24 protein-coding genes, 1 tRNA gene and 1 pseudogene are annotated in these 24602 nt (G+C 56.0%); 14 read left to right on the forward strand and 12 right to left on the reverse strand.

Features of this window, described 5'->3' with window-relative positions; translation table 11 throughout:
* Window positions 1-740: 740 nt before the first annotated feature.
* Window positions 741-932, reverse strand: a complete 192-nt coding sequence (locus NA619_RS00005; protein ID WP_131651990.1) for a helix-turn-helix transcriptional regulator — start codon at window positions 930-932, stop codon at window positions 741-743.
* Window positions 933-1007: 75 nt separating this feature from the next.
* Window positions 1008-2345, reverse strand: a complete 1338-nt coding sequence (locus NA619_RS00010) for a hypothetical protein (RefSeq protein WP_131651986.1) — start codon at window positions 2343-2345, stop codon at window positions 1008-1010.
* A 154-nt stretch (window positions 2346-2499) separates the two neighbouring features.
* Between NA619_RS00010 and NA619_RS00015 the strand changes: the two genes are divergently transcribed.
* Together NA619_RS00015 and NA619_RS00020 are read left to right on the forward strand one after the other, a co-directional pair.
* Window positions 2500-3210: a hypothetical protein gene (locus tag NA619_RS00015; RefSeq protein WP_131651985.1), complete on the forward strand. Its 711-nt coding sequence runs from the start codon at window positions 2500-2502 to the stop codon at window positions 3208-3210.
* 315 nt (window positions 3211-3525) lie between these two features.
* A pseudogene (locus NA619_RS00020) lies at window positions 3526-4439 on the forward strand (endonuclease).
* 288 nt (window positions 4440-4727) lie between these two features.
* Here the strand turns inward: NA619_RS00020 and NA619_RS00025 are convergent.
* Window positions 4728-4817 (reverse strand) — tRNA-Ser (locus NA619_RS00025).
* Between the two features lie 128 nt (window positions 4818-4945).
* Here NA619_RS00025 and NA619_RS00030 point away from each other — a divergent pair.
* The 7 genes from NA619_RS00030 (at window position 4946) to NA619_RS00060 (ending at window position 9148) form a co-directional block, all read left to right on the forward strand.
* The gene (locus NA619_RS00030; protein ID WP_122163970.1) at window positions 4946-5614 is read left to right on the forward strand and encodes a Bax inhibitor-1/YccA family protein; all 669 of its coding nucleotides are present in this window, start codon (window positions 4946-4948) and stop codon (window positions 5612-5614) included.
* A gap of 87 nt (window positions 5615-5701) precedes the next feature.
* A complete protein-coding gene (gene tusD / locus NA619_RS00035) occupies window positions 5702-6094 on the forward strand; it encodes a sulfurtransferase complex subunit TusD (protein WP_255958783.1) in 393 nt (130 codons plus the stop codon).
* Complete coding sequence (gene tusC / locus NA619_RS00040) at window positions 6094-6453, forward strand: sulfurtransferase complex subunit TusC (protein ID WP_255958785.1); 360 nt, start codon at window positions 6094-6096, stop codon at window positions 6451-6453. The genes tusD and tusC overlap by 1 nt, the downstream gene beginning before the upstream one ends.
* Entirely contained in the window at window positions 6453-6755 is a 303-nt protein-coding gene (tusB, locus tag NA619_RS00045) for a sulfurtransferase complex subunit TusB (protein WP_255958787.1), read from the forward strand. The genes tusC and tusB overlap by 1 nt, the downstream gene beginning before the upstream one ends.
* Complete coding sequence (locus NA619_RS00050; protein ID WP_255958791.1) at window positions 6752-7087, forward strand: TusE/DsrC/DsvC family sulfur relay protein; 336 nt, start codon at window positions 6752-6754, stop codon at window positions 7085-7087. Before tusB ends, NA619_RS00050 begins: the two co-directional genes overlap by 4 nt.
* Window positions 7084-8064 carry a glycosyl transferase family protein gene (locus tag NA619_RS00055; protein ID WP_255958793.1) on the forward strand — a complete coding sequence of 327 codons (981 nt, stop codon included), beginning with the start codon at window positions 7084-7086 and terminating at the stop codon, window positions 8062-8064. Before NA619_RS00050 ends, NA619_RS00055 begins: the two co-directional genes overlap by 4 nt.
* Before the next feature lie 85 nt (window positions 8065-8149).
* Window positions 8150-9148 (forward strand): glutathione S-transferase family protein, encoded by a 999-nt coding sequence (locus NA619_RS00060; protein ID WP_255958795.1) that lies wholly within the window; start codon window positions 8150-8152, stop codon window positions 9146-9148.
* 22 nt (window positions 9149-9170) lie between these two features.
* Here the strand turns inward: NA619_RS00060 and cysG are convergent, their stop codons facing one another.
* From cysG to ftsK, 6 genes are all read right to left on the reverse strand, one after another.
* The gene (gene cysG / locus NA619_RS00065; RefSeq protein WP_255958796.1) at window positions 9171-10568 is read right to left on the reverse strand and encodes a siroheme synthase CysG; all 1398 of its coding nucleotides are present in this window, start codon (window positions 10566-10568) and stop codon (window positions 9171-9173) included.
* A gap of 171 nt (window positions 10569-10739) precedes the next feature.
* A complete protein-coding gene (gene serS, locus NA619_RS00070) occupies window positions 10740-12020 on the reverse strand; it encodes a serine--tRNA ligase (protein WP_255958797.1) in 1281 nt (426 codons plus the stop codon).
* A 72-nt stretch (window positions 12021-12092) separates the two neighbouring features.
* Complete coding sequence (crcB, locus tag NA619_RS00075) at window positions 12093-12467, reverse strand: fluoride efflux transporter CrcB (protein ID WP_255958798.1); 375 nt, start codon at window positions 12465-12467, stop codon at window positions 12093-12095.
* Window positions 12464-13789 carry a replication-associated recombination protein A gene (locus NA619_RS00080; protein ID WP_255958799.1) on the reverse strand — a complete coding sequence of 442 codons (1326 nt, stop codon included), beginning with the start codon at window positions 13787-13789 and terminating at the stop codon, window positions 12464-12466. The genes crcB and NA619_RS00080 overlap by 4 nt, the downstream gene beginning before the upstream one ends.
* Window positions 13790-13860: 71 nt before the next feature.
* Entirely contained in the window at window positions 13861-14487 is a 627-nt protein-coding gene (lolA, locus tag NA619_RS00085; RefSeq protein WP_255958800.1) for an outer membrane lipoprotein chaperone LolA, read from the reverse strand.
* 16 nt (window positions 14488-14503) lie between these two features.
* Window positions 14504-16909: a DNA translocase FtsK gene (gene ftsK / locus NA619_RS00090; RefSeq protein WP_255958801.1), complete on the reverse strand. Its 2406-nt coding sequence runs from the start codon at window positions 16907-16909 to the stop codon at window positions 14504-14506.
* Window positions 16910-17123: 214 nt separating this feature from the next.
* On the opposite strand from ftsK, the gene trxB reads away from it, so the two are divergent.
* The 4 genes from trxB to infA all read left to right on the forward strand — a co-directional run bounded on the left by trxB (window position 17124) and on the right by infA (window position 19878).
* A complete protein-coding gene (gene trxB / locus NA619_RS00095; protein WP_255958802.1) occupies window positions 17124-18071 on the forward strand; it encodes a thioredoxin-disulfide reductase in 948 nt (315 codons plus the stop codon).
* Between the two features lie 48 nt (window positions 18072-18119).
* Entirely contained in the window at window positions 18120-18800 is a 681-nt protein-coding gene (gene aat, locus NA619_RS00100) for a leucyl/phenylalanyl-tRNA--protein transferase (RefSeq protein WP_255958803.1), read from the forward strand.
* A gap of 52 nt (window positions 18801-18852) precedes the next feature.
* On the forward strand, window positions 18853-19560 hold the full coding sequence (locus tag NA619_RS00105) for an arginyltransferase (protein ID WP_255958804.1): 708 nt from the start codon (window positions 18853-18855) through the stop codon (window positions 19558-19560).
* Window positions 19561-19659: 99 nt separating this feature from the next.
* Window positions 19660-19878, forward strand: coding sequence for a translation initiation factor IF-1 (gene infA, locus NA619_RS00110; protein WP_002553999.1), 219 nt, complete (start codon window positions 19660-19662; stop codon window positions 19876-19878).
* A gap of 178 nt (window positions 19879-20056) precedes the next feature.
* On the opposite strand, the gene clpA is transcribed toward infA, so the two are convergent.
* Entirely contained in the window at window positions 20057-22327 is a 2271-nt protein-coding gene (gene clpA, locus NA619_RS00115) for an ATP-dependent Clp protease ATP-binding subunit ClpA (protein ID WP_255958808.1), read from the reverse strand.
* 29 nt (window positions 22328-22356) lie between these two features.
* Window positions 22357-22719, reverse strand: a complete 363-nt coding sequence (gene clpS, locus NA619_RS00120) for an ATP-dependent Clp protease adapter ClpS (protein ID WP_122163986.1) — start codon at window positions 22717-22719, stop codon at window positions 22357-22359.
* 214 nt (window positions 22720-22933) lie between these two features.
* Between clpS and cspD the strand changes: the two genes are divergently transcribed.
* The gene (gene cspD, locus NA619_RS00125) at window positions 22934-23191 is read left to right on the forward strand and encodes a cold shock domain-containing protein CspD (RefSeq protein ID WP_272891591.1); all 258 of its coding nucleotides are present in this window, start codon (window positions 22934-22936) and stop codon (window positions 23189-23191) included.
* Window positions 23192-23248: 57 nt separating this feature from the next.
* Here cspD and icd read toward each other — a convergent pair whose 3' ends face one another.
* Window positions 23249-24505, reverse strand: coding sequence for an NADP-dependent isocitrate dehydrogenase (gene icd / locus NA619_RS00130; protein ID WP_255958810.1), 1257 nt, complete (start codon window positions 24503-24505; stop codon window positions 23249-23251).
* Window positions 24506-24602: the final 97 nt, after the last annotated feature.

Genomic DNA, 24602 nt, shown 5'->3' on the forward strand with positions numbered 1-24602 from the left:
ATAGATGAAGGGTACTTGATCAGATTGAATAGGCAATCCATAAAATTCTGTATCTGTGTATAGATGCAAGCTGGGATTGTCTGGATGACGTTTTCTCAGTCTAATATTTTTCATCAGAATTGACCTGCTTAGTGAGTACACATCTAAACAAGTCAATTATTTTTTTATGAGGAAAGAACCGATTTGTAACGTAGCCTCAGACCCTCAACCTTACTGTAAATAGCTTAATCTTGAAATATTCAAATAAGAATTTAACCATTTATCTTAGCAAGTGATATTATTCCCTTATATTCACTAAACTTGACTTCTTAAATTTAAAGTTTATTGGGCTTTTGGCTATTATCTGGATTGTTATGGGGGTATACAGTTATCCAGCTAAGCTAACTCTATTAGCATTGAGCTTGTTACTACTATACCAAAGCTTATCGAGGCATAACTAAGCAATTATCTTGGAGAATCCTTAACGATAAGCCGATTAGTTGGCCAAATCCTAAAATGTTTAAGTCTCGAAAAAATCCATTTTATCGGTAATATCTATCTGCACTCTAATGGTATCGCTCTGCGGGTATGAGCTACAAAATTGATCACCGAGTCACGATGTACGAGTTATTAAAAGTGCACCGATAACTTCACCGTTGCCGCTAGAAGACTTCGCAACTATAAGAGCGGTACCCAGACCAATGCTTGCTCGTGTACAGCATAAAGCCGCTTGCCTGAGCAAGCGGCTATTAGCTCAGTCTTTACGAGCGACCTTCGTCTCGCTCCTTGATTCGATCATTCATCCAGCCAATAACCTCACTTTCCACCCACGCCTTAGCTCGCCCGCCTATAGTGACCGGCTTAGGAAAGCTTCCCTCAGCGATATACTTGTAAAGAGTTGAATTTTTGAAGCCGGTAGCCGCAAGCACTTCTTTTTTACGAATTAGTCTAATCATGGGCGGGTCCTCTGTTCGTCCAGAGGAAAGGCAGGGTTTGTAAAAAAATACCTACGACGTGCTCAGCTACCTCTAGTCAGAGTGACTCGGCCAATATCGTATTGTGCCCCAGCCACCGGGGCATTCCACGCCTGAACTAAGCGGCCCATCCTGAGATTCAATATAACCTGTAGCTCCTTCGCGAAGCGGCCAGACAGCTGTGGTTATGGTTTTGTAATCTTGATGCAGCGCTGGTGGGATAACGCATGTCTCCACCGCAGCGAACTCAAAGGTTGATACTTGGCTAAATCTAGCTTTGAAATCCTCGGCAAGTTCAATGGCCCGCTTATAGAAATGATCCAAAATAGCCGACCATTCACGGTCTTGGTCAGGCTGTCGAAAGTCACGGGAGATCAGGTCGCTGACTGTTTCTCGCGCAACCGGGCGACCGCCCCCTAGATCCTTCCAGTGATTGGTCAGAAGATACGAGACGTACCGGAAAAGCATAACCTGTACCACAGCGAAGACTCGTTCATTTTGCCCCGCCAGGAATTTAACAACAGGAACCGGAGACCCCTTTAGCCAGTATTTACCTGTTACTATAAAAATCTCGACGTGGTTCTGCAGCATCTGAGCATCGCTGTAATGCGCAGTCTTGTGCGTAACAGCGACATGCCTCAGAACACCACAGCCGCTAGAAATGCCAAAGCCATGATGGGTCAGATTGAGAAAGTATGTGCTGCTAACCTTTCCACTTTTGAATATCGAGCTTGTGAGGCCGGGCACGAAGCGTCGAATAAAGCCCAGGTCAATCAGCCGACGCAAACGGTGCTTTAAGCTAGCGTCATCCAATCCAGTAAGCCGCCTCAGCTGTGCATTGCCAATTCTTGACACCACACCGAATTTATCCGCGTTCACCAGCAGTTCCCCAAGCAAAAACCTGTTGGCTGCTGAAAGTCGACCTCGCGCACCGGAAGGCGCTGACCTCCCATCTCGCGTCGATAGCTCAATACCCTTATTGATGACCGGCTGAGCATTGGGCTTCGCAGCTAGGATTTCTGCTTCAGAAAAAAGGCACTCTAGGATCTCGCTGTGGATTCCGTACGGATTACCCATCTCCTCAATCTGTTGAAGCAGGTGAGGCGTTATTTCGAGCCTGATCGCTGGCCTGCCTTTACCAGCAGGCTTCGTCTGTTCATCTACCAGCGCTCCCGCCTCCTTGAGCTCAGTAAGCGCACCGCTCACTAGCTTCTGGGATAGATGCAGGATCGCAGCGAGCGTCTTGACTCTATAGCAGCAGCGTTCGCCCCTGGCGGCTCGGTTCGCCAGTGCCTCGAAAACAAATCTGGCGTCAGGGCTGCACGCATGCAGCTCATCGCATAAGAAATTCCAGTACAAAATCACTACCTTGCCGGTTCCGATGATGAGCATTATAAATGGATTGCACCTATTTAGGCACGGTTTTTATACCCTGAAAATATTGTCTTGCTATAGTCTAGTGTTACATGTGATTTACTTGTAACGTTACACGTGAGATATTGAGCTCCGTCGATGCCAGCGGCGCATCCCTGATGAGACGAGAGCGATGAAAAGCAAAGGATTTGATGATCTGTGCAGGAGCGACGATGAGTGGTCTTGGCTCGACCGCTACATCGCTAGGAATCCAATCAGCCTCGAGCGGGAATACTTCTCGCCTGGACAATTTGCGGAAACGTCGACCAAGAACCTAGTCATCCGTAGGCTAGAAAGGATCCCGAAATCCGAGGAGGGGGTGCTTTGGTTGACACGCATGAAGGGCGCCCTGAGACAGCATCGGTATAGGTCCCCTGCTAACGGACGGGAAAGCAGCACATATGTATTAAACAGCTCGACAAAAAAGAAGCTTGTTCGTCTGGCTGAGCGATACAAAAAGACAGAGACAGCGATGGTCGAATCGCTCATCAACGATGCGGTCCGAGAGGATGCAGACCTCAGACAGCAGCTCGTAAAGAAAAAGGAAGAGGATAAAGTGGCTCGGCATCAAACCAATGATGCATTGGCGAGATGTAGGGAGGAGCTGCGAGAAACTAAGAACCAGCTCATGGGCTGCATAGGTTTTTTGGCGGCGTATGAAATTGCTAGAGGCGAAAACCCCCTTCCATCGGACGAGGAGCTCAAGTTATCGGAGGAACTAGCGCTGCAAAAGAAGGCTCGTGTTCGGAAGGAAATTGAGTACGCAGTATTAAGGTCGCTCGAGCTCAGTCCAATGCTTCAAGAGCTCAGGCTAAAAAGGTTAAAAAAACCTGAGACATTATAGCTCTAGCGCTTTGCTAGAGCATGCGCAATGCGTTGTTCAAACTGGTTAGTGCATATTTCCACCGTCCCTTTAAAGATGAGCGGTAAACTAGACATGCCTGCAAGCAGGCATACTAACGTGCGGATGATTGCTTCGATCTATATTAAGCCCGTAACGAGCCGACCCAGCGCCAGTTGAACCGCCACCTAGTCAAGAGCAAGGGACAAGTAGCATAGCGACGCGGGCGCATCTAATAATACGTAAATTTGCAACGGGCTGATTGAAGTAATGAATCAAAAGTATCCCTAGCGGCAATGATCCCTATTCGTCGCATCAATCTTCAACGCCGACACGCGTTCGAAGCTCACTGCTGCTGTAGTCATCGCTAAGCAACGAAACTTCATTGACCAAGCGTCAAGGGTGCAGGGAGAGCTTTATTGTCGCTGCAAGTGCAATGGATCGGAAAGTCAGACGGTCGGATTGATCCCGCTTCGTGCGGCTATGAAACTCGTGCTCAGCATAACCGCGCCGATCGTATTGAGTGAGAACACATCTTCCCCGCCTAAATCATAGACCTTCAGCGTCATTGCTGGCAGAAACTCGGTCGTAAGAACTGCATAGCGGATTATCCAGTCTTCCGAGCGATGGAAGCTGACCTGTTCAACCTCTACCCATCGGTAGGCGAGGTGAATGGCGATCGGAGCAACTTCCAGTTCGGAATAGTGACTGGCATCGCGCCGCAATACGGAGCGTGCCCTACCCGCGTTGACTTCAACGACCGTTCCGCCGAGCCGCGTGACGACGTGAAGAGGCTCTTAGCACGGTCTACCTTCTACATGAACGACCGCTATGGTCTGTCTATGTCTAGGCAACAGCAGCAGCTGCTAATGGCATGGGACCGCCAATATCCGGTATCCGCATGGGAATGGGAGTGGAATAGCCGAACCGCCAAGATCATGGGTCACCAGAATCCGTTCATCACTGACGATCGCTCGTGGAGTCTCGGGCACAAGCCGTCCCGAGAAGGTCCTGTCAGCCCGGTTCGTGTCAGATCCACCGCAGCGGCATCTGTTAAGGCTTCAAACGAGCCCATGATCATCGGTAACAGGAGTAGCAAAATCTACCACCTGCCTCAGGGGTGCCCGAGCTACGGCAAGGACTCAATCAAAAACCAGCTAAACTTCCCTTCCGAAGCAAAGGCAGTCGCTCACAGGCATCGAAAAGCCAGGAAACCGCCAATAGGTACCTAAAGCGAGCCGTCTTTGCGGGCCAGCTGCACACAGCGGCCAGTAGGAAACCCGTACGAACGCGATACGCAGCACAGCATGCCATGGGCAGCTGCCCGCCCTTTTTGAACCGATCAGGCCACTGACGAAAGAATCGACTACGTTTTCACTGGGAGTTGTAATGCCGCCAGAGCCATTCGTGACGGCCATTTTGAACACGCGGCGACAAGAACCCAAATGTGGACCAAAGTGTGGACCAGCGAGCCCTAGAAACGCGAAAGCCCCGGAATACGGGGCCTTCAGCTTGCAATATGGCGGAGGAGGTGAGATTCGAACTCACGGAAGAGTTTCCCCTTCGACGGTTTTCAAGACCGTTGCATTCAACCGCTCTGCCACTCCTCCGCAGAGAGCGGGCGCCATAGTACCCGAACGAAACACACTGTCAAACTCTGTTGTTAGGATGAAACAAAAGCTCTGCTATGATCCCGGGCAATTCACCTTAGGCTGAATACATTTACAGGAGTGTCGCCATGCTCAAGCAACAGTACGCACCTACGCATACGCAGGTTGAACAAAAGGAAGTCAGCCGCGTTCTGCGCAACACTTACGGCCTGCTGGCCATTACCCTGGGCTTCAGCGCCTTCGTCGCTTACATGGCGATGCAGGCCAACGCAGCCTACCCCAACATTTTCGTAGTGCTGGTCGGCTTCTACGGTTTGTTCTTCCTGACCGTCAAGCTGCGCAACTCCGCATGGGGTTTGCTTTCCACCTTCGCGCTCACTGGCTTCATGGGTTACACGCTAGGCCCGATCCTGAACATGTACCTGGGAACAGCCAACGGCGGGCAGCTGATCGCTTCGGCACTGTCGATGACGGCTCTGGTGTTCTTTGGTTTGTCGGCATTCGTGCTGATCACCCGCAAGGACATGAGCTTCCTCAGCGGCTTCATCACCGCGGGCTTCTTCGTCCTGCTGGGCGCCATGGTTGCGAGCTTCTTCTTCCAGATCAGCGGCCTGCAACTGGCAATCAGTGCCGGCTTCGTGCTGTTCTCGTCGGTGTGCATCCTCTACCAGACCAGCGCAATCATTCACGGTGGCGAACGTAACTACATCATGGCCACCATTGGCCTGTATGTATCGATCTACAACCTGTTCATCAGCCTGCTCCAGCTGATGGGCATCATGGGCGGCGACGACTGATAGCTGCTCTTCGAACGAGCCCGCTTCGGCGGGCTTTTTCGTTTTTGAAGCTGGCGTATCATGTCGGCAGTTATGACACGGTGGCCCATGAAATTCGCAATCGCTCTGTTTTCACCCGCCCACTCCCCTGCTTCACGACGCGCGTTGCGCTTCTGCGAGGCGGTGCTCGCGGGTGGTCACGAAATCGTTCGGCTGTTCCTCTACCAGGACGGCGTCCATAGCGCCTCGGCTAATATCGTGAGCGCACAGGATGAGCTGGATGTGGCTGATCAATGGACCCGGTTCGTCAGCCGTCACCAGCTCGACGGTGTTGTCTGCATCGCTGCCGGCTTGCGCCGCGGTGTACTGGACGACCAGGAAGCGAAGCGTCACCAGCGCCCCGCAGCAAACCTCGCCGCAGGTTGGGAGCTGTCCGGCCTAGGGCAACTGCACGAAGCCAACCAGCAAGCGGACCGGCTAGTCTGCTTTGGAGGCCACTGATGGCACGCTCGATGCTGATCATTACCCGGCAATCGCCCTGGTCCGGCCCCTGCGCACGTGAAGCACTGGACATCGTCCTGGCCGGAGGGGCATTCGACCTGCCGCTCGCGTTACTGTTTCTCGATGATGGTGTGTTTCAGCTTGCTCCGGCACAGCAACCCGCCCGATTGCAGCAAAAGGATCTGACCGCGAACCTGCAGGCGCTGCCCATGTTCGGCGTCGATTCCCTCTTTGCCGCAAAGCGCAGCCTCACCGAGCGCGGATTGGACGAAGCGAAGCTGTCTCTTTCAGTGGAGCTGCTTGACGATGACGGACTGCGCACGCTTATCAACCGTTACGACCATGTGATCACGCTCTGATGGCAACCCTGCACCTTCTTTCCCACTCCCCGTTTTCGGATAGCCGTCTGTCCAGTTGCCTGCACCTGCTAACGGGCGGCGATGCCCTGTTGCTTTGCGGCGATGCGGTATATGCCCTGAAAGACGGCACTTCACAAAGGCAAGCGTTGGATCTGATGCCCGAGAGCATCGCGCTTTTTGCGCTGGAGGAGGATATCGCCGCGCGCGCAATGAACTTCCTGCCGCCGCGCCTGCAACAGGTGGACTATGAGGGCTTCGTCGAACTCTGCTGCCGTTATGAGCGGACCAATTCCTGGCTATGAAATTGTTACTTGGCGACGGCACGAGCGTTGCTGTGGATCAGGAAGGCTTTCTGGTCGATTTGAAAGACTGGAGCGATCCGGTAGCCGAAGCTATCGCCAACGCCGAAGGGATGGCACTCCAAGCAGAACACTGGGAGATCCTGCGGCTGCTGCGTGATTTCTATCAGGAGTACCAGCTTTCGCCTGCTACCCGGCCGCTGATCAAATATGCCGCATTGAAACTCGGACCGGAAAAAGGCAACAGCATGCATCTGAACCGCCTATTTAAAGGCACCCCGGCCAAGCTTGCGGCAAAGCTGGCTGGCCTGCCGAAACCGAGCAATTGCATATGAGCCTCGTGACACCTGCTGAACACCCGTTCGCCATCTTCGTCCGCATCCTGGGCAAGGGTAAACGCGGCGCCCGTGACCTCACGCGTGAGGAAGCCCGAGAAGCCATGGGCATGCTGCTCGACGGCAAGGCCGAGGACACGCAACTCGGCGCCTTCCTCATGCTGCTGCGGCACAAGGAAGAAAGCGCCGAAGAGCTTGCCGGGTTTACCGAAGCCGTGCGAGAACGCCTGGACGCACCCGCGATAGCGGTGGACGTCGACTGGCCGACCTATGCAGGGAAGAAGCGCCATTTGCCCTGGTATCTGCTCGCGGCCAAATGCCTGGCGCAAAACGGCATTCGTATCCTGATGCATGGAGGTGGTGCGCACACTGCGGGGCGCATGTACACCGAGCAACAGCTCGATCTCCTGAACATCGCCCGCTGCGTAGACTGGCAGGCAACAGCCGCCGCGCTAGACCAGGACAGCATCGCCTTCATGCCCCTCGGCGCCTGGATGCCAGGGCTTCAGCGGATGATCGATCAGCGCAACATTCTCGGACTGCGCTCGCCCATCCACTCGCTGGCACGCATCCTCAACCCCTTGGGCGCGCGTTGCGGCCTGCAGAGTATTTTCCATCCGGGATATCAGGCCAACCACCGTGAAGCCAGCCGGCTGCTTGGCGATACTGCGATCGTCATCAAAGGCGAAGGCGGTGAGATCGAAGTCAATCCCGACGGCGTCGGCCATCTCTACGGTACAGAGCGTGGCGAGTCGTGGGACGAGGATTGGCCTGCCCTCTCGCCACAACGACACGTCAAACCTGCGCAACTTGATCCACACCACCTTATGGCGGTCTGGCAAGGCGCTGAGGATGCCTACGGAGAACTTGCGGTGGTAGCGACCATGGCGCTCGCACTACGAGGTCTTGGGCAGTCCCGGGAGGCAGCGTTCACTCAAGCCCGGTCATTCTGGGAACAGCGAAACCTATCGGTTTGAATGATCGGTTTGACCGACCTTTACGACTGATCCATCGAACCTGGCCGCCTACACTGTTTCCCAAATTGAAATCGTGGAGGTGGACATGGGTCTTCTGGTCGACGGGCAATGGCAGGACCGCTGGTACGAAAACAGCAACGATGGTGAATTTCAGCGTGAACAGGCAAAGCGACGTGATTGGGTGACAGCCGACGGCTCACCTGGCCCCGACGGGCGCAAGGCCGTAAAAGCCGAAGCTGGCCGCTATCACCTTTACGTTTCGCTGGCCTGCCCTTGGGCGCACCGAACCCTGATCTATCGCAAGCTTAAAAAACTCGAGCCCTTGATAGAGGTTTCAGTAGTCAGCTGGCTGATGGCCGAGCATGGCTGGACGTTCGATACCTCGAGCGGATCGACTGGCGATGCGCTGGATGACTTGAGCTATCTCCATCAGCGCTATACCGCTGACGACAGCGAATATACCGGTCGCGTCACCGTCCCGGTGCTCTGGGATCGCCAGGAGCGCCGCATCGTCAACAACGAATCGGCCGAGCTGATCCGCATATTCAACACCGCGTTCGATGATCTGACGGGCTCGACCCTCGATCTGTATCCGGAACCGCTTAGGGCACAAATCGACAGCCTCAACGAGCGGATTTACCCGAGGGTCAACAACGGCGTCTATCGCGCGGGGTTCGCTTCCACTCAGAAGGCCTATGAATCTGCCTTCGATGAGCTATTCAGTGAGCTGGACAGGCTTGATAAACGCCTCGGTGATCATCGTTACCTGGCCGGGGAATACCTCACCGAGGCAGACTGGCGACTGTTCACTACGATCATTCGCTTCGATGCCGTCTACCATGGGCATTTCAAATGCAATCTGCGCCGAATCGAGGACTACCCAAACCTCTCGAACTGGCTACGCGAATTGTTTCAGTGGCCCGGAATTGCCGAGACGGTCGACTTCAAACACATTAAGCATCACTACTACGCCAGCCATCGGCATATCAATGCCAATGGCATCGTTCCGAAAGGTCCGCAACTGGCGCTTGATAGAGCGCATGATCGCGAACGTCTTCCGGGCAAGGGCATCTGGTCGCGGTGAGCCGCCCGTGGGACTGGGACAGTTATCTGTCGCGGTTCTGCGCGCCTTCGAACCAGGCGAGCTTTTCGCGCAGTTGAACCACTTCGCCAATGATGACCAGCGTGGGTGCCTGCACCTGCTCGCTGGCCACTCGCTCGGCCAGGCTCGCAAGCGTCCCGGTAAAAACGCGCTGATTGACCGTTGTCCCCTGCTGGACCAGCGCAGCCGGTGTATCTGCAGCGCGGCCATGGGCGATGAGCTGCTGGCAAATCACAGGCAGACCGACCAACCCCATGTAGAACACCAGGGTCTGACTTGGGGCAACCAATTCCGACCAGGGTAGATCGCAGCTTCCATCCTTAAGATGACCTGTCACGAAGCGCACCGATTGAGCGTGGTCGCGATGCGTCAGCGGAATGCCCGCATAGGCCGCGCATCCACTAGCTGCCGTGATACCGGGCACGACCTGGAACGGTACGTCATGCGCCGCCAACTCCTCAATCTCTTCCCCGCCACGCCCGAATATGAACGGGTCGCCGCCCTTGAGCCGCAGCACGCGCTTACCTTCTTTGGCGAGAGTAACCAACAGCTGGTTGATCTGATCCTGTGGAACCGCGTGCGCCGCGCGCTGTTTGCCCACATAGATTCGATCAGCATCTCGCCGGCACAGATCAAGGATGGCAGGCGCGACAAGGCGGTCGTACAGCACCACGTCGGCCTGCTGCATCAGGCGCAGAGCGCGGAACGTGAGAAGGTCGGGGTCCCCAGGACCGGCACCGACCAGATAAACCTCACCGAGGCTTTTCGGTTGTGCACCAGACAGCTTTTCCACCAGTAGCCGCTCAGCTTCTTGCTGTTGGCCTGCCAGGGCTCGCTCTGCAACATCACCCTGAAAAACCTCTTCCCAGAATACGCGCCGCTGCTGAACGTCCGCGAACCTGGCTTTGACCTGACTGCGAAACTTTTTCGCAAGACCCGCCAACTCACCGTAGACGGAAGGCACCCATGTTTCTATGCGTGCGCGCATGAGCCGCGCCAACACTGGCGCATCACCACCACTGGAGACTGCAATCATCAAGGGCGAGCGGTCGACGATTGCTGGAAAGATGACCGTGCAGAGATCAGGCGAGTCGACCACATTGACCGGCATACCAACTGCTCTGGCATCTTGAGAAACCTGAGCATTCAGCGGCTCGTCATCGGTCGCAGCAATCGCCAACACACAGCCGGCGAGATCAGTGGTGCTGTAGCCCCTGAGCAGAACGTTGCCGCCACCTTTCTGGACCAGCTCGCTGAGTTCAGCCTCGACTTCCGGCGCCACGACACGCAGTACAGCACCAGCTTCTGACAGCAAGCGCGCCTTGCGCAACGCGATCTCACCGCCGCCGACAACCAGCACCTCGCGACCCTTCAGATTGTGAAAAAGAGGCAGAAAATCCATGGACGAGTCCTGATGGCAGTAGAAAGTGGAGCCATCTCATCGCTTATGGAAGAGACGGCCCTTGTCGCTAATCAAGGAGTCCGGACGGACTGCTCGGCTTGAAGTGGCGTGACCTTGAAAGACTGGATCGGGACACCGCGCTGCAACGTCCCGCCTTCCGGGGATCGACGATCAGCCGATGACTTCGATACCACCCATATAGGGCTTGAGCACTTCCGGCACACGGACGCTTCCATCGGCCTGCTGGTAGTTTTCAAGCACAGCTACGAGGGTCCGGCCGACGGCCAGGCCTGAACCGTTGAGGGTATGCACCAGTTCGGACTTGCCCGTTTCCGGGTTGCGGTACCGCGCCTGCATCCGACGGGCCTGGAAGTCGCCGCAATTGGAACAGGACGATATCTCGCGGTACTTGTCCTGGCTCGGCACCCATACCTCCAGGTCGTAGGTCTTGACCGCTCCGAAACCCATGTCACCGGTGCACAGGGCCAGCACACGGTAAGGCAGCTCCAGACGTTGCAATACCGTCTCGGCATTGGCCGTGAGGCCTTCAAGCGCCTCAAACGATTGCGCCGGCTCGACGATCTGTACCATCTCGACCTTATCGAACTGGTGCTGACGAATCATGCCACGTGTGTCGCGTCCCGATGCGCCCGCCTCGCTGCGGAAACACGGGGTATGCGCGACGAACTTCAATGGCAGCTGTTTGGCATCGAGAATCTCGCCGGAGACGATGTTCGTCAGCGAAACCTCGGCAGTCGGGATCAGGTACAGATCGGCTTCATTCTCACGGCTGATCTTGAACAGATCTTCTTCGAACTTTGGCAGCTGGCCGGTGCCCTGGAGTGCCGGGGCCTGAACCAGATAAGGCGTGTAAGCCTCTTCGTAATCATGCTCGCTCGTGTGAAGGTCGATCATGAATTGCGCGAGGGCACGATGCAGGCGAGCGATAGGGCCGCGCATCAGCGCGAAACGCGCGCCGGAGAGCTTGGCCGCTGTTTCGAAATCCAGCCATCCATGCTGTTCACCCAAGGCCACGTGGTCTTTGATTTCAAAATCAAAAGCCTTCGGCGTACCCCAGCGGCGTACCTCAACGTTGTCATCTTCGCTTTTACCTACGGGGACTGATTCGTCCGGCAGGTTAGGCAGGCTCAGCATCAGCTGGTCCAGGTCGGCTTGAATACTCTCTAACTCAACCTTACCGGCATCCAGTTCGGATGCCATGCGGTCCACATCAGCGAGCAGCGGTGCGATGTCTTCTCCGCGTTGCTTCGCCTGGCCGATGGACTTGGAGCGCGCATTGCGCTCGGCTTGCAGCTGCTCGGTACGGGTCTGTACGGTCTTGCGCTGAGCTTCAAGCGCTTCGATACGCGCTACGTCAAGCTCAAATCCGCGAGTAGCCAGGCGGTCAGCGACGTCTTGCAGCTGTGTGCGTACCAGTTTCGAATCAAGCATGGTGGGTCTCGTCTGTGAAAGCTTTGAGGAAAGGCGAAGCGGAAACGAAGTTTACTTTGATCGCGGCAAGGTTCATAACCTGCCTAGCGCAAGGCCGGCCCAGGCCGCTAACAGCCCTCCGACCACGCTGATGCCGATGTAGCCGAAAGCGGTCGTTAGCTGCCCGCTTTCGAGCAGCCGAAGCCCATCGAGTGAGAAACTGGAAAACGTCGTCAGCGCACCGAGCAAACCAATGATTAGGCCGCCACGCAGCTCGGGTGAGATATCCGGCCGCACCAGAAACGTCGCATACAGATAACCGATCACCAGGCAGCCGAGCAGGTTGACCGCCAGAGTTGCCACATAGAAATGGCGCGGCCAGTGTATCGAGACCCAGGAAGCAACCCCAAAGCGAACCAGCGTTCCGACCACGCCGCCCGCCGCCACCGCAAGCATCATGCGTATCAAGGCTTTCTCCGTTGGCGTGGACTTTGACGATCCAGCTGTGACAGATGCTCGAGCTTGTCGCGAATCTTGCTCTCCAGCCCACGCGGGACAGGCTGATAGTACTGACGCGGGACCATGGCGTCCGGGAAGTAATCTTCGCCTGCTGCATAGGCGTCCGGTTCATCGTGGGCGTATCGGTACTCGTTGCCATACCCCAACTCCTTCATCAGCCGTGTTGGCGCATTGCGAAGGTGCAGCGGGACTTCGTGCGATCCATTTTCGGCAACATCGCGCATTGCCGCCTTGAAAGCCGTATATACGGCATTGCTCTTCGGCGCACACGCCAGATAGACAATGGCCTGAGCAACCGCCAACTCACCTTCCGGGCTGCCGAGACGTTCCTGGACGTCCCACGCAGACAGGCACAGACCCATCGCTCGCGGATCGGCATTGCCGACTTCTTCGCTGGCCATTCGCACCACACGGCGGGCGATATAGAGCGGATCACAACCACCGTCGATCATCCGAGCGAACCAGTACAGCGCCGCGTCCGGATTCGAACCTCGAACGGACTTGTGCAGCGCCGAAATCTGGTCATAAAAGGCCTCGCCACCCTTATCGAAACGTCTGCGCCCATCACCGAGCAGGTCCTGCAGCAGTTCGATCGAGATCTCGCCCCCCTCCTCAGCCAGGTCCGAGGCGTTCTCAAGTAGATTCAACAACCGTCTGCCATCGCCATCGGCCGCCGCCAGGAGCATCTGAAAGCTTTCATCTGGAAGGCTGAGATGCAGATCGCCCAAACCCTTAGGCTCGGTCAGTGCGCGCATGACCAACTTACGCAGCGCAGCCTCATCGAGACTCTTGAGCACATAGACACGTGCTCTTGAGAGCAACGCGTTGTTCAATTCGAATGACGGATTTTCCGTGGTAGCCCCGATAAAGATCAGCGTGCCGTCTTCGACGTACGGCAGGAAGGCGTCCTGCTGGGACTTGTTGAAACGATGCACTTCATCGACGAACAGGATGGTGCGCCGGCCATATTGCGCAGCCTGCTGCTTGGCTATCTCTACCGCTTGGCGGATTTCTTTGACGCCTGCAAGCACGGCCGAGACAGTCTCGAAATGAGCATCGGAGACCTTCGCAAGCAATCGGGCCAAGGTGGTTTTGCCCACGCCCGGTGGGCCCCAGAAGACCATGGAGTGCAGCGCGCCCTGCTCCAAGGCTTCACGCAAGGGCTTGCCGCGCGCCAGGAGATGTTCCTGGCCGACGTATTCGTCAAGGCTGGCGGCTCGCAGGCGTGCGGCTAGCGGTTGAGCGACAGGATCGCGGCTGAACAGGTCCATCGGTGGCAGGAACCTCTGATGCAAACGGCCTGCAGGAACGCAGGCCGTATGGGAAACGATTCGTGCGGGCGCTATTCAGAAATGACGTCGGCGCCTTCAGGAATCTCGAAGGTGAACAGATCCGCTTTCAACGGCTGGTTCAGCTCTATGCCCTGAAAAAGGATATTGGTGCGCTGTCCAACACCGTCGACCATCTGCATATCGTTGATCACGTCGCCACGAAACGACAGGCGGAGACTATCGAACAGGGTGTCCTTGGCCTTGGGTTTGAGCGTGAAATCGACCACCTCTCCGGCCTGCTGATGCGAGACGTCGAAGTTATCGCTAATTGCCGAAACATCGCCGGACAACAGCAGGGCCGGCGTATGAGTCAGACGCTGGTCGAGGGTCTGAATGGTCACCTGCTCGAGATCCGGGTCGTATAACCAGACCTTCTTACCATCGGAAACCAACAACTGTTCCATTGGCTCATCGGTATGCCAGCGAAACTGGCCAGGGCGTTTCAAAGCCAGCTCGCCGGATGTCTCCTGAAGCTGGGTGCCAGTGCCATCCAGCGATAGCTGGGAGAATCGACCGGTCAAAGTTTCTGCCTTTTGCAGCAGCACGGTCAGACGCTTTACAGAATCTGCCTGATCGGCCTGCGCTGGCGTCAGAGTGAGCATCAGCGCGGATGCAAACAGCACGCGAATCAATTGCATAAGGCCCTCGGTGGAGCTAGTCGCGAGTGGGAGGCGGCGCGAGCACTTCGCGCGAACCATTAGTGTTCATGGAGGTTACAACGCCGGCCATTTCCATGGCTTCAATCATGCGAGCGGCGCGGTTATAGCCAATCTTCAGCTTGCGCTGAACTGCGGATATCGATGCTCGACGGCTTTCCGTAACGAAGCGTACGGCCTCATCATAGAGCGGATCTTCTTCACTGCCTTCACCGCTGCCACTGTCACCGCCGCTACCGTCGAAACCACCGCCGGAGTCTTCGACGCCAACCAGGATTTCTTCGATGTAGTCCGGTGCGCCGCGGGCTTTCCACGCCTCGACCACGCGGTGTACTTCTTCATCGGAAACGAACGCACCGTGGACCCGTATAGGCAGGCCTGTGCCCGGCGGCAGATAGAGCATGTCGCCGTGACCGAGCAGTTGCTCGGCGCCACCCTGATCAAGGATCGTGCGCGAATCAATCTTGCTGGATACCTGGAATGCCATGCGCGTCGGAATGTTGGCCTTGATCAGACCGGTGATCACATCCACCGACGGCCGCTGCGTCGCGAGAATCAGGTGGATACCAGCTGCGCGCGCTTTCTGTGCGATGCGCGCAATCAACTCTTCGACCTTCTTGCCGACGATCATCATCATGTCGGCAAACTCATCTACCACGACCACGATAGTCGGCAGTTTCTTCAGCAAAGGTGCTTCGTCTTCCATGCTTTCGCGGCGATACAGCGGATCGGTAAGCGGCGTACCGGCCTCTTCCGCTTCCTTGACCTTGCGATTGAAGCCCGCGAGGTTACGCACGCCCATGGCCGCCATCAGCTTATAGCGGCGCTCCATCTCCGCAACGCTCCAGCGCAGTGCGTTGGCCGCTTCCTTCATATCGGTCACAACGGGGCACAGCAGATGCGGGATGCCTTCATAGATCGACAGCTCGAGCATCTTCGGGTCGATCATGATCAGCCGCGCATCTTCGGGCGTGGACTTGAACAGAATTGACAGGATCATCGCGTTCACACCGACCGATTTACCCGAGCCTGTCGTACCGGCAACCAGCAGGTGCGGCATCTTCGCCAGATCAGCGATCACCGGTTTGCCACCGATATCGTGACCCAGCGCGATGGTTACCGGAGATTTGGCATCGTCATAAGGTGCAGACGACAGGACCTCGGAAAACCGCACGATCTGCCGGTCCTCGTTGGGTATCTCGATACCTACAGTTGTTTTGCCAGGAATGACCTCGACCACGCGTACGCTGATGACAGCCAACGAACGCGCCAGATCCTTTGCCAAGTTGGATATACGGCTAACTTTGACGCCTGCCGCAGGCTGAATTTCGAAACGGGTAATGACCGGGCCAGGATGAACGGATTCGACGATCACCTCGACGCCGAATTCCTTGAGCTTGATCTCCAGCAGCCGCGACATTGCTTCCAGCGACTCGGGCGAATATTGCTTCTGCTGCTTTTCAGCAACGTCCAACAATGACAAGGGCGGCACGCTGCCGGCTATCAACGGGTCGACGAACAGATTGGCTTGCTTCTCCTTCAGCACGCGTTTGCTCTGTTCGATTGGCTTCGGCAGCGCTACAGGGGGAATAACCAGAGCCGGTCGCTTGTCGCGCTCGCTCATGTGTTTGCTCAACGACTCTTCACGCTCAAGCAGGCGTTCCTTCACCTTCGCCCGCTCACGGCGATCGGAGAGCGACCCAGCAACCTCATTGACGACTTCATCAGCTTCACGGAGCTGTGCAACCAGCTGCTTACGGTCATTACGCGCTGACCACCAACGGTTGATGCCGCTCTGGATCAGCTCCACTAGATCGAGAGTGATCTTGCCCGTCAGATCCATCACCTTGAACCACGACAGATCGGTAAATACCGTCAGGCCGAACAGAAAGAATGCCAGCAGCAGCAACGTACTGCCCTGCACATTGAGCGCTGCCTCAGCGAGCTGACCAAGGCTCTCGCCTAGCGCGCCGCCAGCGGATGCCGGCAAACTGTTGGCGAACTGAAAGTGGATATAGGCCAGCGCCGAGCCGGACAGGATCAGAAAAACCAGGCCGATCAGTCGCCACGAAAACAGCCAGCCATTCCAGCTCCACGGCTGATGGCGAGCACGAAAAACCTGCCAGGTCTTGATGCCAAGCAACAAGGGAAACAGAAAGGCGAAGTAGCCGAGCGCCATGAACAACACATCGGCAAACCAGGCTCCGGCACGCCCAGCCGCATTCTGGACCTGCTGCACGTTGCTGGTGTGGGTCCAGCCAGGATCTGCAGGGTCGTAGGTCAGGAGTGCCATCCAGAGATACGCGCACAGCGCGCCGAGCGCGATCAACGCGCCCTCTTTGAGACGGTAATGCAATTGCTGTCGCCAGACGGAAGCTGGCGCGGTAGAGGAGGTATTCTTCAAAACGCTTTATTTCCTGCGCCTTAGGCGCGCTCTATTAACCGTATTCAGCCAGAAAATTGGACATTGTACGGGTTTGTCGATTCGATGGCATGTCGGTTCCGCGCCGGCTTGGGCTTTTCTCGATGCTTCGGTGTAGCATAAACGCCAGATTTTTCAGCGCGGCTCGACTGGAGCACGCTTCTCTATTTGCAACAAAGGCTTATGAGGGCTTTTTATGAATGAAGTCAAGCATTCACGTCTGATCATTCTCGGCTCGGGCCCGGCCGGTTATACCGCTGCGGTATACGCCGCCCGCGCCAACCTGAAGCCGGTGATGATCACCGGCATCCAGCCCGGCGGCCAGCTCACTACGACTACCGAAGTGGACAACTGGCCAGGCGACGTCGAGGGCCTAACCGGCCCGGCGCTGATGGAGCGGATGCAGAAACATGCCGAGCGTTTCGATACCGAAGTGGTGTTCGACCACATCCACACTGCAGAACTGCAGCAACGACCCTTCATTCTCAAGGGCGACAGCGCTACTTACAGCTGCGATGCCCTGATCATCGCTACCGGAGCCTCGGCTCAATACCTCGGCCTGCCGTCCGAGGAAGCCTTTGCCGGCCGGGGCGTTTCGGCTTGCGCCACGTGCGATGGGTTCTTCTATCGAAACCAGGTAGTCGCCGTCATCGGTGGGGGCAACACAGCGGTTGAGGAAGCGCTTTACCTGTCGAACATCGCCAAGGAAGTCCACCTGATTCATCGTCGCGACAAGCTTCGCTCCGAGAAGATTCTTCAGGACAAGATCATGGAGAAGGCGGCCAACGGCAATATCCGCCTGCACTGGAACCACACCTTGGAAGAGGTCCTTGGAGATGCCAGCGGTGTTACCGGAGTACGCTTAAAGAGCGCGCTCACTGGCGATGAGCAGAACCTCGAACTGTCAGGCGTGTTCATTGCTATCGGCCACAAACCGAACACGGATCTTTTTCAAGGCCAACTTGAAATGAGGGATGGCTATCTCACCATAAAAGGTGGCAGTGAGGGTGACGCCACCAGCACAACGATTCCCGGTGTTTTCGCCGCTGGTGACGTTGCAGATCACGTTTATCGTCAGGCCATTACCTCTGCCGGTGCCGGCTGCATGGCGGCACTCGATGCTGAAAAGTTTCTGGACCTTTGACCCTCATCTGAGGCGGACACCAATATCCGCCTCGCTCCGGGATTCCGCATGCTGACCTGGCTCCAGCGCGACGAGCTGTCGTTCCCTCCACTGGAAAAAGCCATGCGCGAGCCAAACGGACTGCTCGCTGCGGGCGGCGACCTTTCGCCCGCACGCTTGCTTGCGGCTTACCGTCACGGCTGCTTTCCCTGGTACCAGGATGGACAACCGCTGCTCTGGTGGTCGCCCGACCCCCGGACCGTTCTTTACCCCGACGAGCTGCATATCTCTCGCAGCTTACGTAAGAAAATGCGCCAGGGAGTCTTCACCGTCACCTTCGATCAAGCGTTCAAAGACGTCATTGAAGGATGCGCCGGTCCGAGAGACTATTCGGACGGAACCTGGATCACAACACCCATGCAGGACGCCTACATTGAGCTACACCGACTGGGCGCCGCTCACTCGGTTGAAGTCTGGCAGAACGATCAGCTGGTCGGCGGTCTCTACGGCCTCGCCATGGGTCAGCTATTCTTCGGCGAATCAATGTTCAGCCGTACGACCGATGCATCCAAGGCAGGATTCGTCACACTAGTGGAACGTCTCAAGGAGTGGGGATTCAAACTGATCGACTGCCAGATGCCGACTGAGCATCTGGCCAGTTTTGGATCACGGTCCATCCCCCGCCACGTCTTCGCCGAGACACTCGACAAGTACCTTGACGAACCCAGCACAGCCCGATGGGAGCGCTAGTCGACGAAGCCAAGCTGACCTACACTGATTTCAAGATTTATGAGAGCTGATCATGACTTCACTGGCTCGCCTCAAGTTCTACGCCACTCAGCCTCACGCCTGCAGTTATCTGCCTGACGAACAGGCTACGACGCTCTTCCTCGACCCTAGCCAGCCGATGGATGTCCAGGTGTATGCAGAACTTTCAGAGATGGGGTTTCGGCGTAGCGGTGACCACCTCTATCGCCCGCACTGCCAGCGCTGCACCGCCTGTATTCCTGCGCGTATCCCAGCCGACGGGCTGCAGCTTAATCGCCAGCAGAAACGCATCCTCAAGCGCAACGCTGACCTTGAAGTCACCAATGTCCGACCCGCCTTTACCGAAGAGTATTACGCGCTCTACGCCAGCTATATCGAGCAGCGCCATGCAGACGGAGACATGTACCCACCTAGCCGGGATCAGTTCCATACCTTTCTGGTGAGAGACCTGCCCTTCTCCCGATTCTATGAGTTCCGCCTGGAAGGTCGGCTGCTGGCGGTAGCGGTGACAGATCTGCTACCTAATGGCTTGTCTGCGGTATACACCTTCTACGATCCCAGCGAGGAGCGTCGCAGCCTTGGACGCTTTGCAATCCTCTGGCAAGTCAGCGAAGCAGCAAGACTCGGACTGAAAGCGATCTATCTAGGCTATTGGATCAAGAACTGCCGGAAGATGAACTACAAGACCGAATACCGCCCTATCGAACTTCTCGTCAACCAACGCTGGATTACTCTGAGTTGAGCCCTTGGCTCTCTGGGCCCTTTCAGGCACAATACTTGCCGCTTTTACCCGGGCATTCTTCGCACCGGGTCTATCATTGGACACCGAGGGCTTTACTGAATGTCGAAAGAAGACAGCTTCGAAATGGAAGGTACTGTCGTCGACACCCTGCCCAACACCATGTTTCGTGTGGAGTTGGAAAATGGGCACGTCGTTACTGCGCATATCTCCGGAAAGATGCGCAAGAATTACATCCGGATTCTGACTGGCGACAAAGTACGTGTGGAATTGACACCGTACGACTTGAGCAAAGGTCGCATCACCTACCGCGCCCGCTAACAGGCCGCGATGAAAAACGCCCGGCAATGACCGGGCTTTTTGTTTGCGCTGAAAAAAGTGCTGGATTAGATGGAGAATGATCGCTTTACAGCGCTCATCAGGTCGCTATCTCCCGTCAGAACGCGATTACGAAAACGCCCGGCAGTACCGGGCGTTTTATCTCAGCGAGATGCTTCAGTTAAGCCAGTTCGGCTGACGTCTCGAATTCGAAGAACGGCTCGCCGTCGCGAATATCGATATGGACTACTCCACCATGCTCGGCTAGCTCTCCAAAGAGAATCTCCTCCGCAAGGGGTCGCTTGATCTTGTCCTGAATAAGCCGGGCCATCGGTCGGGCTCCCATTTGAGCGTCATAACCGCGTTCGGCCAGCCATCCACGTGCCTCATCTGACACCTCAAGCGTAACGTGCTTGTCCTCAAGCTGAGCCTGAAGCTCGATGAGGAACTTGTCGACGATACTCTTGATGACCTCATGACTTAGGCGACCAAACTGGATGATCGTATCCAGACGATTGCGGAACTCCGGCGTAAAGCTCTTCTTGATGACTTCCATGGCGTCGGAGGCATGATCCTGATGTGTAAAGCCAATGGACGCTCGTGCAGCAGTCTCCGCACCCGCATTAGTGGTCATGATCACGATCACGTTACGGAAATCAGCTTTACGGCCGTTGTTATCCGTCAGCGTGCCATGGTCCATGACCTGAAGCAGCAGGTTGAAAACCTCCGGATGCGCTTTCTCGATCTCATCAAGCAGCAATACGCAGTGCGGCTGTTTGGTGATGGCCTCTGTCAGCAACCCACCCTGGTCGAATCCGACATAGCCAGGCGGCGCACCGATGAGTCGAGACACGGTATGCCGTTCCATGTACTCGGACATATCGAAGCGTACCAACTCGATCCCGAGAGCCCGCGCCAATTGGCGGGCAGCTTCTGTTTTACCCACACCAGTGGGGCCGGCGAAGAGAAACGAACCTACTGGCTTGTCCGGAGCCTTGAGCCCCGCCCGTGACAGCTTGATCGCCGTCGCCAGAGAGTCGATTGCGTCATCCTGACCGAACACCGTCAGCTTCAAGTCGCGCTCCAGGTTTCGCAGCAACTCCTTGTCTGAGGTGCTTACGTGCTTGGGCGGAATGCGAGCGATCTTCGCTACGATATCCTCGACCTGTTCGACTTCGATTCGAGCGACGCGCTTATCCTCGGGCTGAAGCCGCTGATAAGCGCCCGCTTCATCGATGACATCGATGGCCTTGTCAGGCATATGACGATCATTGATGTAGCGGGACGCAAGCTCTGCCGCAGCGCGGAGAGACTCATCGCTGTATTCGATGTTGTGGTGCTGCTCGAATCGACCCTTCAACCCGCGCAATATACCAATGGTGTCTTCAACCGATGGCTCGGACACATCGACCTTCTGGAAGCGCCGCGCCAGTGCACGATCCTTCTCGAAGATGCCGCGAAATTCCTGGAAGGTGGTCGAGCCAATGCATCTGATCTCGCCAGAAGACAGCAGCGGCTTGAGAAGATTGGACGCGTCCATTACCCCGCCAGACGCCGCGCCTGCACCAATTATGGTGTGAATTTCATCAATGAAAAGGACCGCCTGAGGCCGCTTCCGAAGCTCGTTCAAGAGCGCCTTGAATCGCTTCTCGAAATCACCGCGATATTTCGTACCTGCCAACAACGCGCCGAGGTCCAGCGAATAGACCACGCTATCAGCTAGCAACTCAGGGACCTGATTGTCGACGATGCGCTTTGCAAGCCCTTCGGCAATGGCAGTCTTACCGACACCTGCCTCCCCGACCAACAGCGGATTGTTCTTGCGACGACGCGCCAGGATCTGCGCTACCCGCTCAACCTCATGCTCACGGCCGACCAAAGGATCGATCCGCCCCTGGCGCGCCAACTCGTTGAGATTGCTTGCGTATGCGTCAAGCGGATTGCCGGCCGCAGAGGACTCGCCGCCCTCCTCGTCCTGCATCTCTGGATCACCTTCGGCATTCCCACTGTTGCCTGGGACTTTCGAGATACCGTGCGCGATGTAATTGACGACATCGATCCGAGCCACGTTCTGCTGCTTCAACAGAAATACCGCCTGGCTTTCCTGCTCGCTGAAGATCGCAACCAAGACGTTCGCTCCGGTTACTTCACGCTTGCCGGAGCTCTGCACATGAAAGACGGCGCGCTGAAGCACACGCTGAAAGCCCAGGGTTGGCTGAGTCTCTCGCTCTTCGTCATGTTGAGGAATTAGAGGTGTAGTGGAGTCAATGAACTCTTGGAGGTCATGACGCAATTTGTCGAGGCTGGCACCGCAGGCACGCAATACCGTTGCGGCTGCTTCATTGTCCAGCAGGGCTAACAGAAGATGCTCGACCGTCATGAATTCATGACGTTTGGTTCGAGCCTCCTTGAAAGCCAGATTCAGAGTGACTTCGAGCTCACGGTTCAACATAGCTTTCACCTCTTACCCAGCAGTCGGGGTTAACCGTCCTTCTCGATCTCACAAAGCAACGGATGCTGGCACTCCCTTGCATATTGATTGACCTGCATCGCTTTGGTTTCAGCGACGTCCCGTGTGTAGACGCCACAGACGGCCCGCCCTTCGGTATGAACCGCCAGCATAATCTTGGTGGCGAGCTCCCGATTGTGATTGAAAATTCCTTCGAGCACCTCCACGACGAAATCCATAGGCGTGTAGTCATCATTAAACATGACAACTTTGAACATCGGTGGTGCCTTCAGTTGCGGCTTGGCTTCTTCAACAGCCAGGCCAGAAGAGTCGTCGTCCAACGGCTTCGGACGATCCTGATTAAATGTTAGTCGAATCTCTGACAATGCACGCATGCGTATAACAGTTCTAGATCGGGGCGCCGAGGCCGAGTAAGTGGAAGGGGCTTCACAGCCACCTGACGAGTCGCCTTGACTATCGGCAAAACGATGATACAAACAGTATGTGCCACAACGGCAACGGGCTGCGCGTGTGAGCCATGTGCTGCATCAGCGCGGAATGAAATGGATGTTACTCCAGTGATGGACTCCTTTGCAGAGGGATAACAGCATGCTAAGCGGTAAGGTCAAGTGGTTCAACAACGCCAAGGGCTATGGATTCATCGTAGCAGACGGCGGCGATGAGGACCTGTTCGCCCACTACTCTGCCATTCAAATGGAAGGGTACAGAACTCTGAAAGCTGGGCAAGCGGTCATGTTCGACATCCTGCAAGGTCCCAAGGGCTTGCACGCAACCAACATCCGGTCACTGCAGACCGCTGCCGAGACGGCTGCACCTGTCTCACAGGGCTCGACCGTAGACGCCTGATACAGGCAAACAAAAAGGCCGATCAAGTGATCGGCCTTTTTGTCTTCCCGCAGCTTTTTACATGTGGGAGATCATAGCGTCGCCAAATTCAGAGCACGACATCAGCTGCGCACCGTCCATCAGACGCTCGAAGTCATAGGTGACTGTCTTGGCGGCGATGGCGGCTTCCGTCGACTTGATAATTAAGTCTGCAGCCTCTAGCCATCCCATATGTCGCAACATCATCTCAGCTGAAAGAATCAGCGACCCTGGGTTGACCTTGTCCTGGCCCGCGTATTTGGGCGCAGTGCCATGGGTTGCCTCGAACATGGCTACCGTGTCGGATAGATTTGCGCCAGGAGCGATACCAATTCCGCCCACTTCAGCCGCCAGCGCGTCGGATAGATAGTCGCCGTTGAGGTTCAGAGTGGCGATGACGTCATATTCGGCCGGGCGCAGCAGAATCTGCTGCAGCATCGCATCGGCGATGGCGTCTTTGACGACAATATGTTTTCCGGTATTAGGGTTCTTGAATTGCATCCAGGGACCGCCATCCAGCAACTCGGCCCCGAACTCATCACGCGCCACCTCGTAGCCCCATTCCTTGAATGCGCCTTCGGTGAACTTCATGATGTTGCCTTTGTGCACGATGGTGACCGAGCGGCGGTCATTGTCGACTGCATACTGCAGCGCCTTGCGCACCAGTCGCTTCGTCCCTTCCAGAGAAACCGGCTTGATGCCTATGCCGCAATTTTCAGTGAAGCGGATCTTCTTGACACCCATCTCTTCGGTGAGGAATTTTATGACTTTCTCGCACTCAGGCGAACCGGCCTTCCACTCCACGCCTGCGTAAATGTCTTCGGAGTTTTCGCGAAAGATCACCATATCAACGTCTGCCGGCTTCTTCACCGGGCTAGGTACGCCTGTGAACCAGCGTACGGGGCGCTGACATACATAGAGATCGAGCTCCTGGCGTAGCGCAACGTTCAGCGAGCGAATGCCACCGCCCACCGGAGTTGTCAGTGGCCCCTTGATGGACACCACGAAATCTCGAACGACTTCCAGCGTCTCCTTCGGTAGCCAGGTGTCCTGGTCGTAAACCTGAGTCGCTTTCTCGCCGGCGTAGATTTCCATCCAGGCGATCTTGCGCTCGCCGCCGTAGGCTTTCTTAACGGCTGCGTCGACTACCTTGATCATCACCGGGCTGATGTCCACGCCAATGCCATCACCCTCGATATAAGGAATGATCGGATTGTTGGGGACGTTCAGGGTGTTATCGGTATTGACGGTGATTTTGTCACCGTTGGCAGGCACCTGGATCTTTTGGTATCCCATGCTGGACTCCGTTTTTGTGGTTAAACATTAAACAGTGGTCATCTCTGAAGAGTAACCCAGTTGAATCGGCCTGAACCATATGTTCGTTCGTCGTATG

It is taken from the genome of Stutzerimonas stutzeri (genome assembly GCF_024448895.1).
Taxonomy (GTDB): domain Bacteria; phylum Pseudomonadota; class Gammaproteobacteria; order Pseudomonadales; family Pseudomonadaceae; genus Stutzerimonas; species Stutzerimonas stutzeri_Q.

Coding starts and splice junctions, on each gene's coding strand:
- NA619_RS00010 (WP_131651986.1), bottom strand. CDS start 2,345: ATGCTCATCATCGGAACCGGCAAGGTAGTGATTTTGTACTGGAATTTC.
- NA619_RS00015 (WP_131651985.1), top strand. CDS start 2,500: ATGAAAAGCAAAGGATTTGATGATCTGTGCAGGAGCGACGATGAGTGG.
- NA619_RS00030 (WP_122163970.1), top strand. CDS start 4,946: ATGCTCAAGCAACAGTACGCACCTACGCATACGCAGGTTGAACAAAAG.
- tusD (WP_255958783.1), top strand. CDS start 5,702: ATGAAATTCGCAATCGCTCTGTTTTCACCCGCCCACTCCCCTGCTTCA.
- tusC (WP_255958785.1), top strand. CDS start 6,094: ATGGCACGCTCGATGCTGATCATTACCCGGCAATCGCCCTGGTCCGGC.
- tusB (WP_255958787.1), top strand. CDS start 6,453: ATGGCAACCCTGCACCTTCTTTCCCACTCCCCGTTTTCGGATAGCCGT.
- NA619_RS00050 (WP_255958791.1), top strand. CDS start 6,752: ATGAAATTGTTACTTGGCGACGGCACGAGCGTTGCTGTGGATCAGGAA.
- NA619_RS00055 (WP_255958793.1), top strand. CDS start 7,084: ATGAGCCTCGTGACACCTGCTGAACACCCGTTCGCCATCTTCGTCCGC.
- NA619_RS00060 (WP_255958795.1), top strand. CDS start 8,150: ATGGGTCTTCTGGTCGACGGGCAATGGCAGGACCGCTGGTACGAAAAC.
- cysG (WP_255958796.1), bottom strand. CDS start 10,568: ATGGATTTTCTGCCTCTTTTTCACAATCTGAAGGGTCGCGAGGTGCTG.
- serS (WP_255958797.1), bottom strand. CDS start 12,020: ATGCTTGATTCGAAACTGGTACGCACACAGCTGCAAGACGTCGCTGAC.
- NA619_RS00080 (WP_255958799.1), bottom strand. CDS start 13,789: ATGGACCTGTTCAGCCGCGATCCTGTCGCTCAACCGCTAGCCGCACGC.
- lolA (WP_255958800.1), bottom strand. CDS start 14,487: ATGCAATTGATTCGCGTGCTGTTTGCATCCGCGCTGATGCTCACTCTG.
- trxB (WP_255958802.1), top strand. CDS start 17,124: ATGAATGAAGTCAAGCATTCACGTCTGATCATTCTCGGCTCGGGCCCG.
- aat (WP_255958803.1), top strand. CDS start 18,120: ATGCTGACCTGGCTCCAGCGCGACGAGCTGTCGTTCCCTCCACTGGAA.
- NA619_RS00105 (WP_255958804.1), top strand. CDS start 18,853: ATGACTTCACTGGCTCGCCTCAAGTTCTACGCCACTCAGCCTCACGCC.
- infA (WP_002553999.1), top strand. CDS start 19,660: ATGTCGAAAGAAGACAGCTTCGAAATGGAAGGTACTGTCGTCGACACC.
- clpA (WP_255958808.1), bottom strand. CDS start 22,327: ATGTTGAACCGTGAGCTCGAAGTCACTCTGAATCTGGCTTTCAAGGAG.
- clpS (WP_122163986.1), bottom strand. CDS start 22,719: ATGCGTGCATTGTCAGAGATTCGACTAACATTTAATCAGGATCGTCCG.
- cspD (WP_272891591.1), top strand. CDS start 22,934: ATGCTAAGCGGTAAGGTCAAGTGGTTCAACAACGCCAAGGGCTATGGA.
- icd (WP_255958810.1), bottom strand. CDS start 24,505: ATGGGATACCAAAAGATCCAGGTGCCTGCCAACGGTGACAAAATCACC.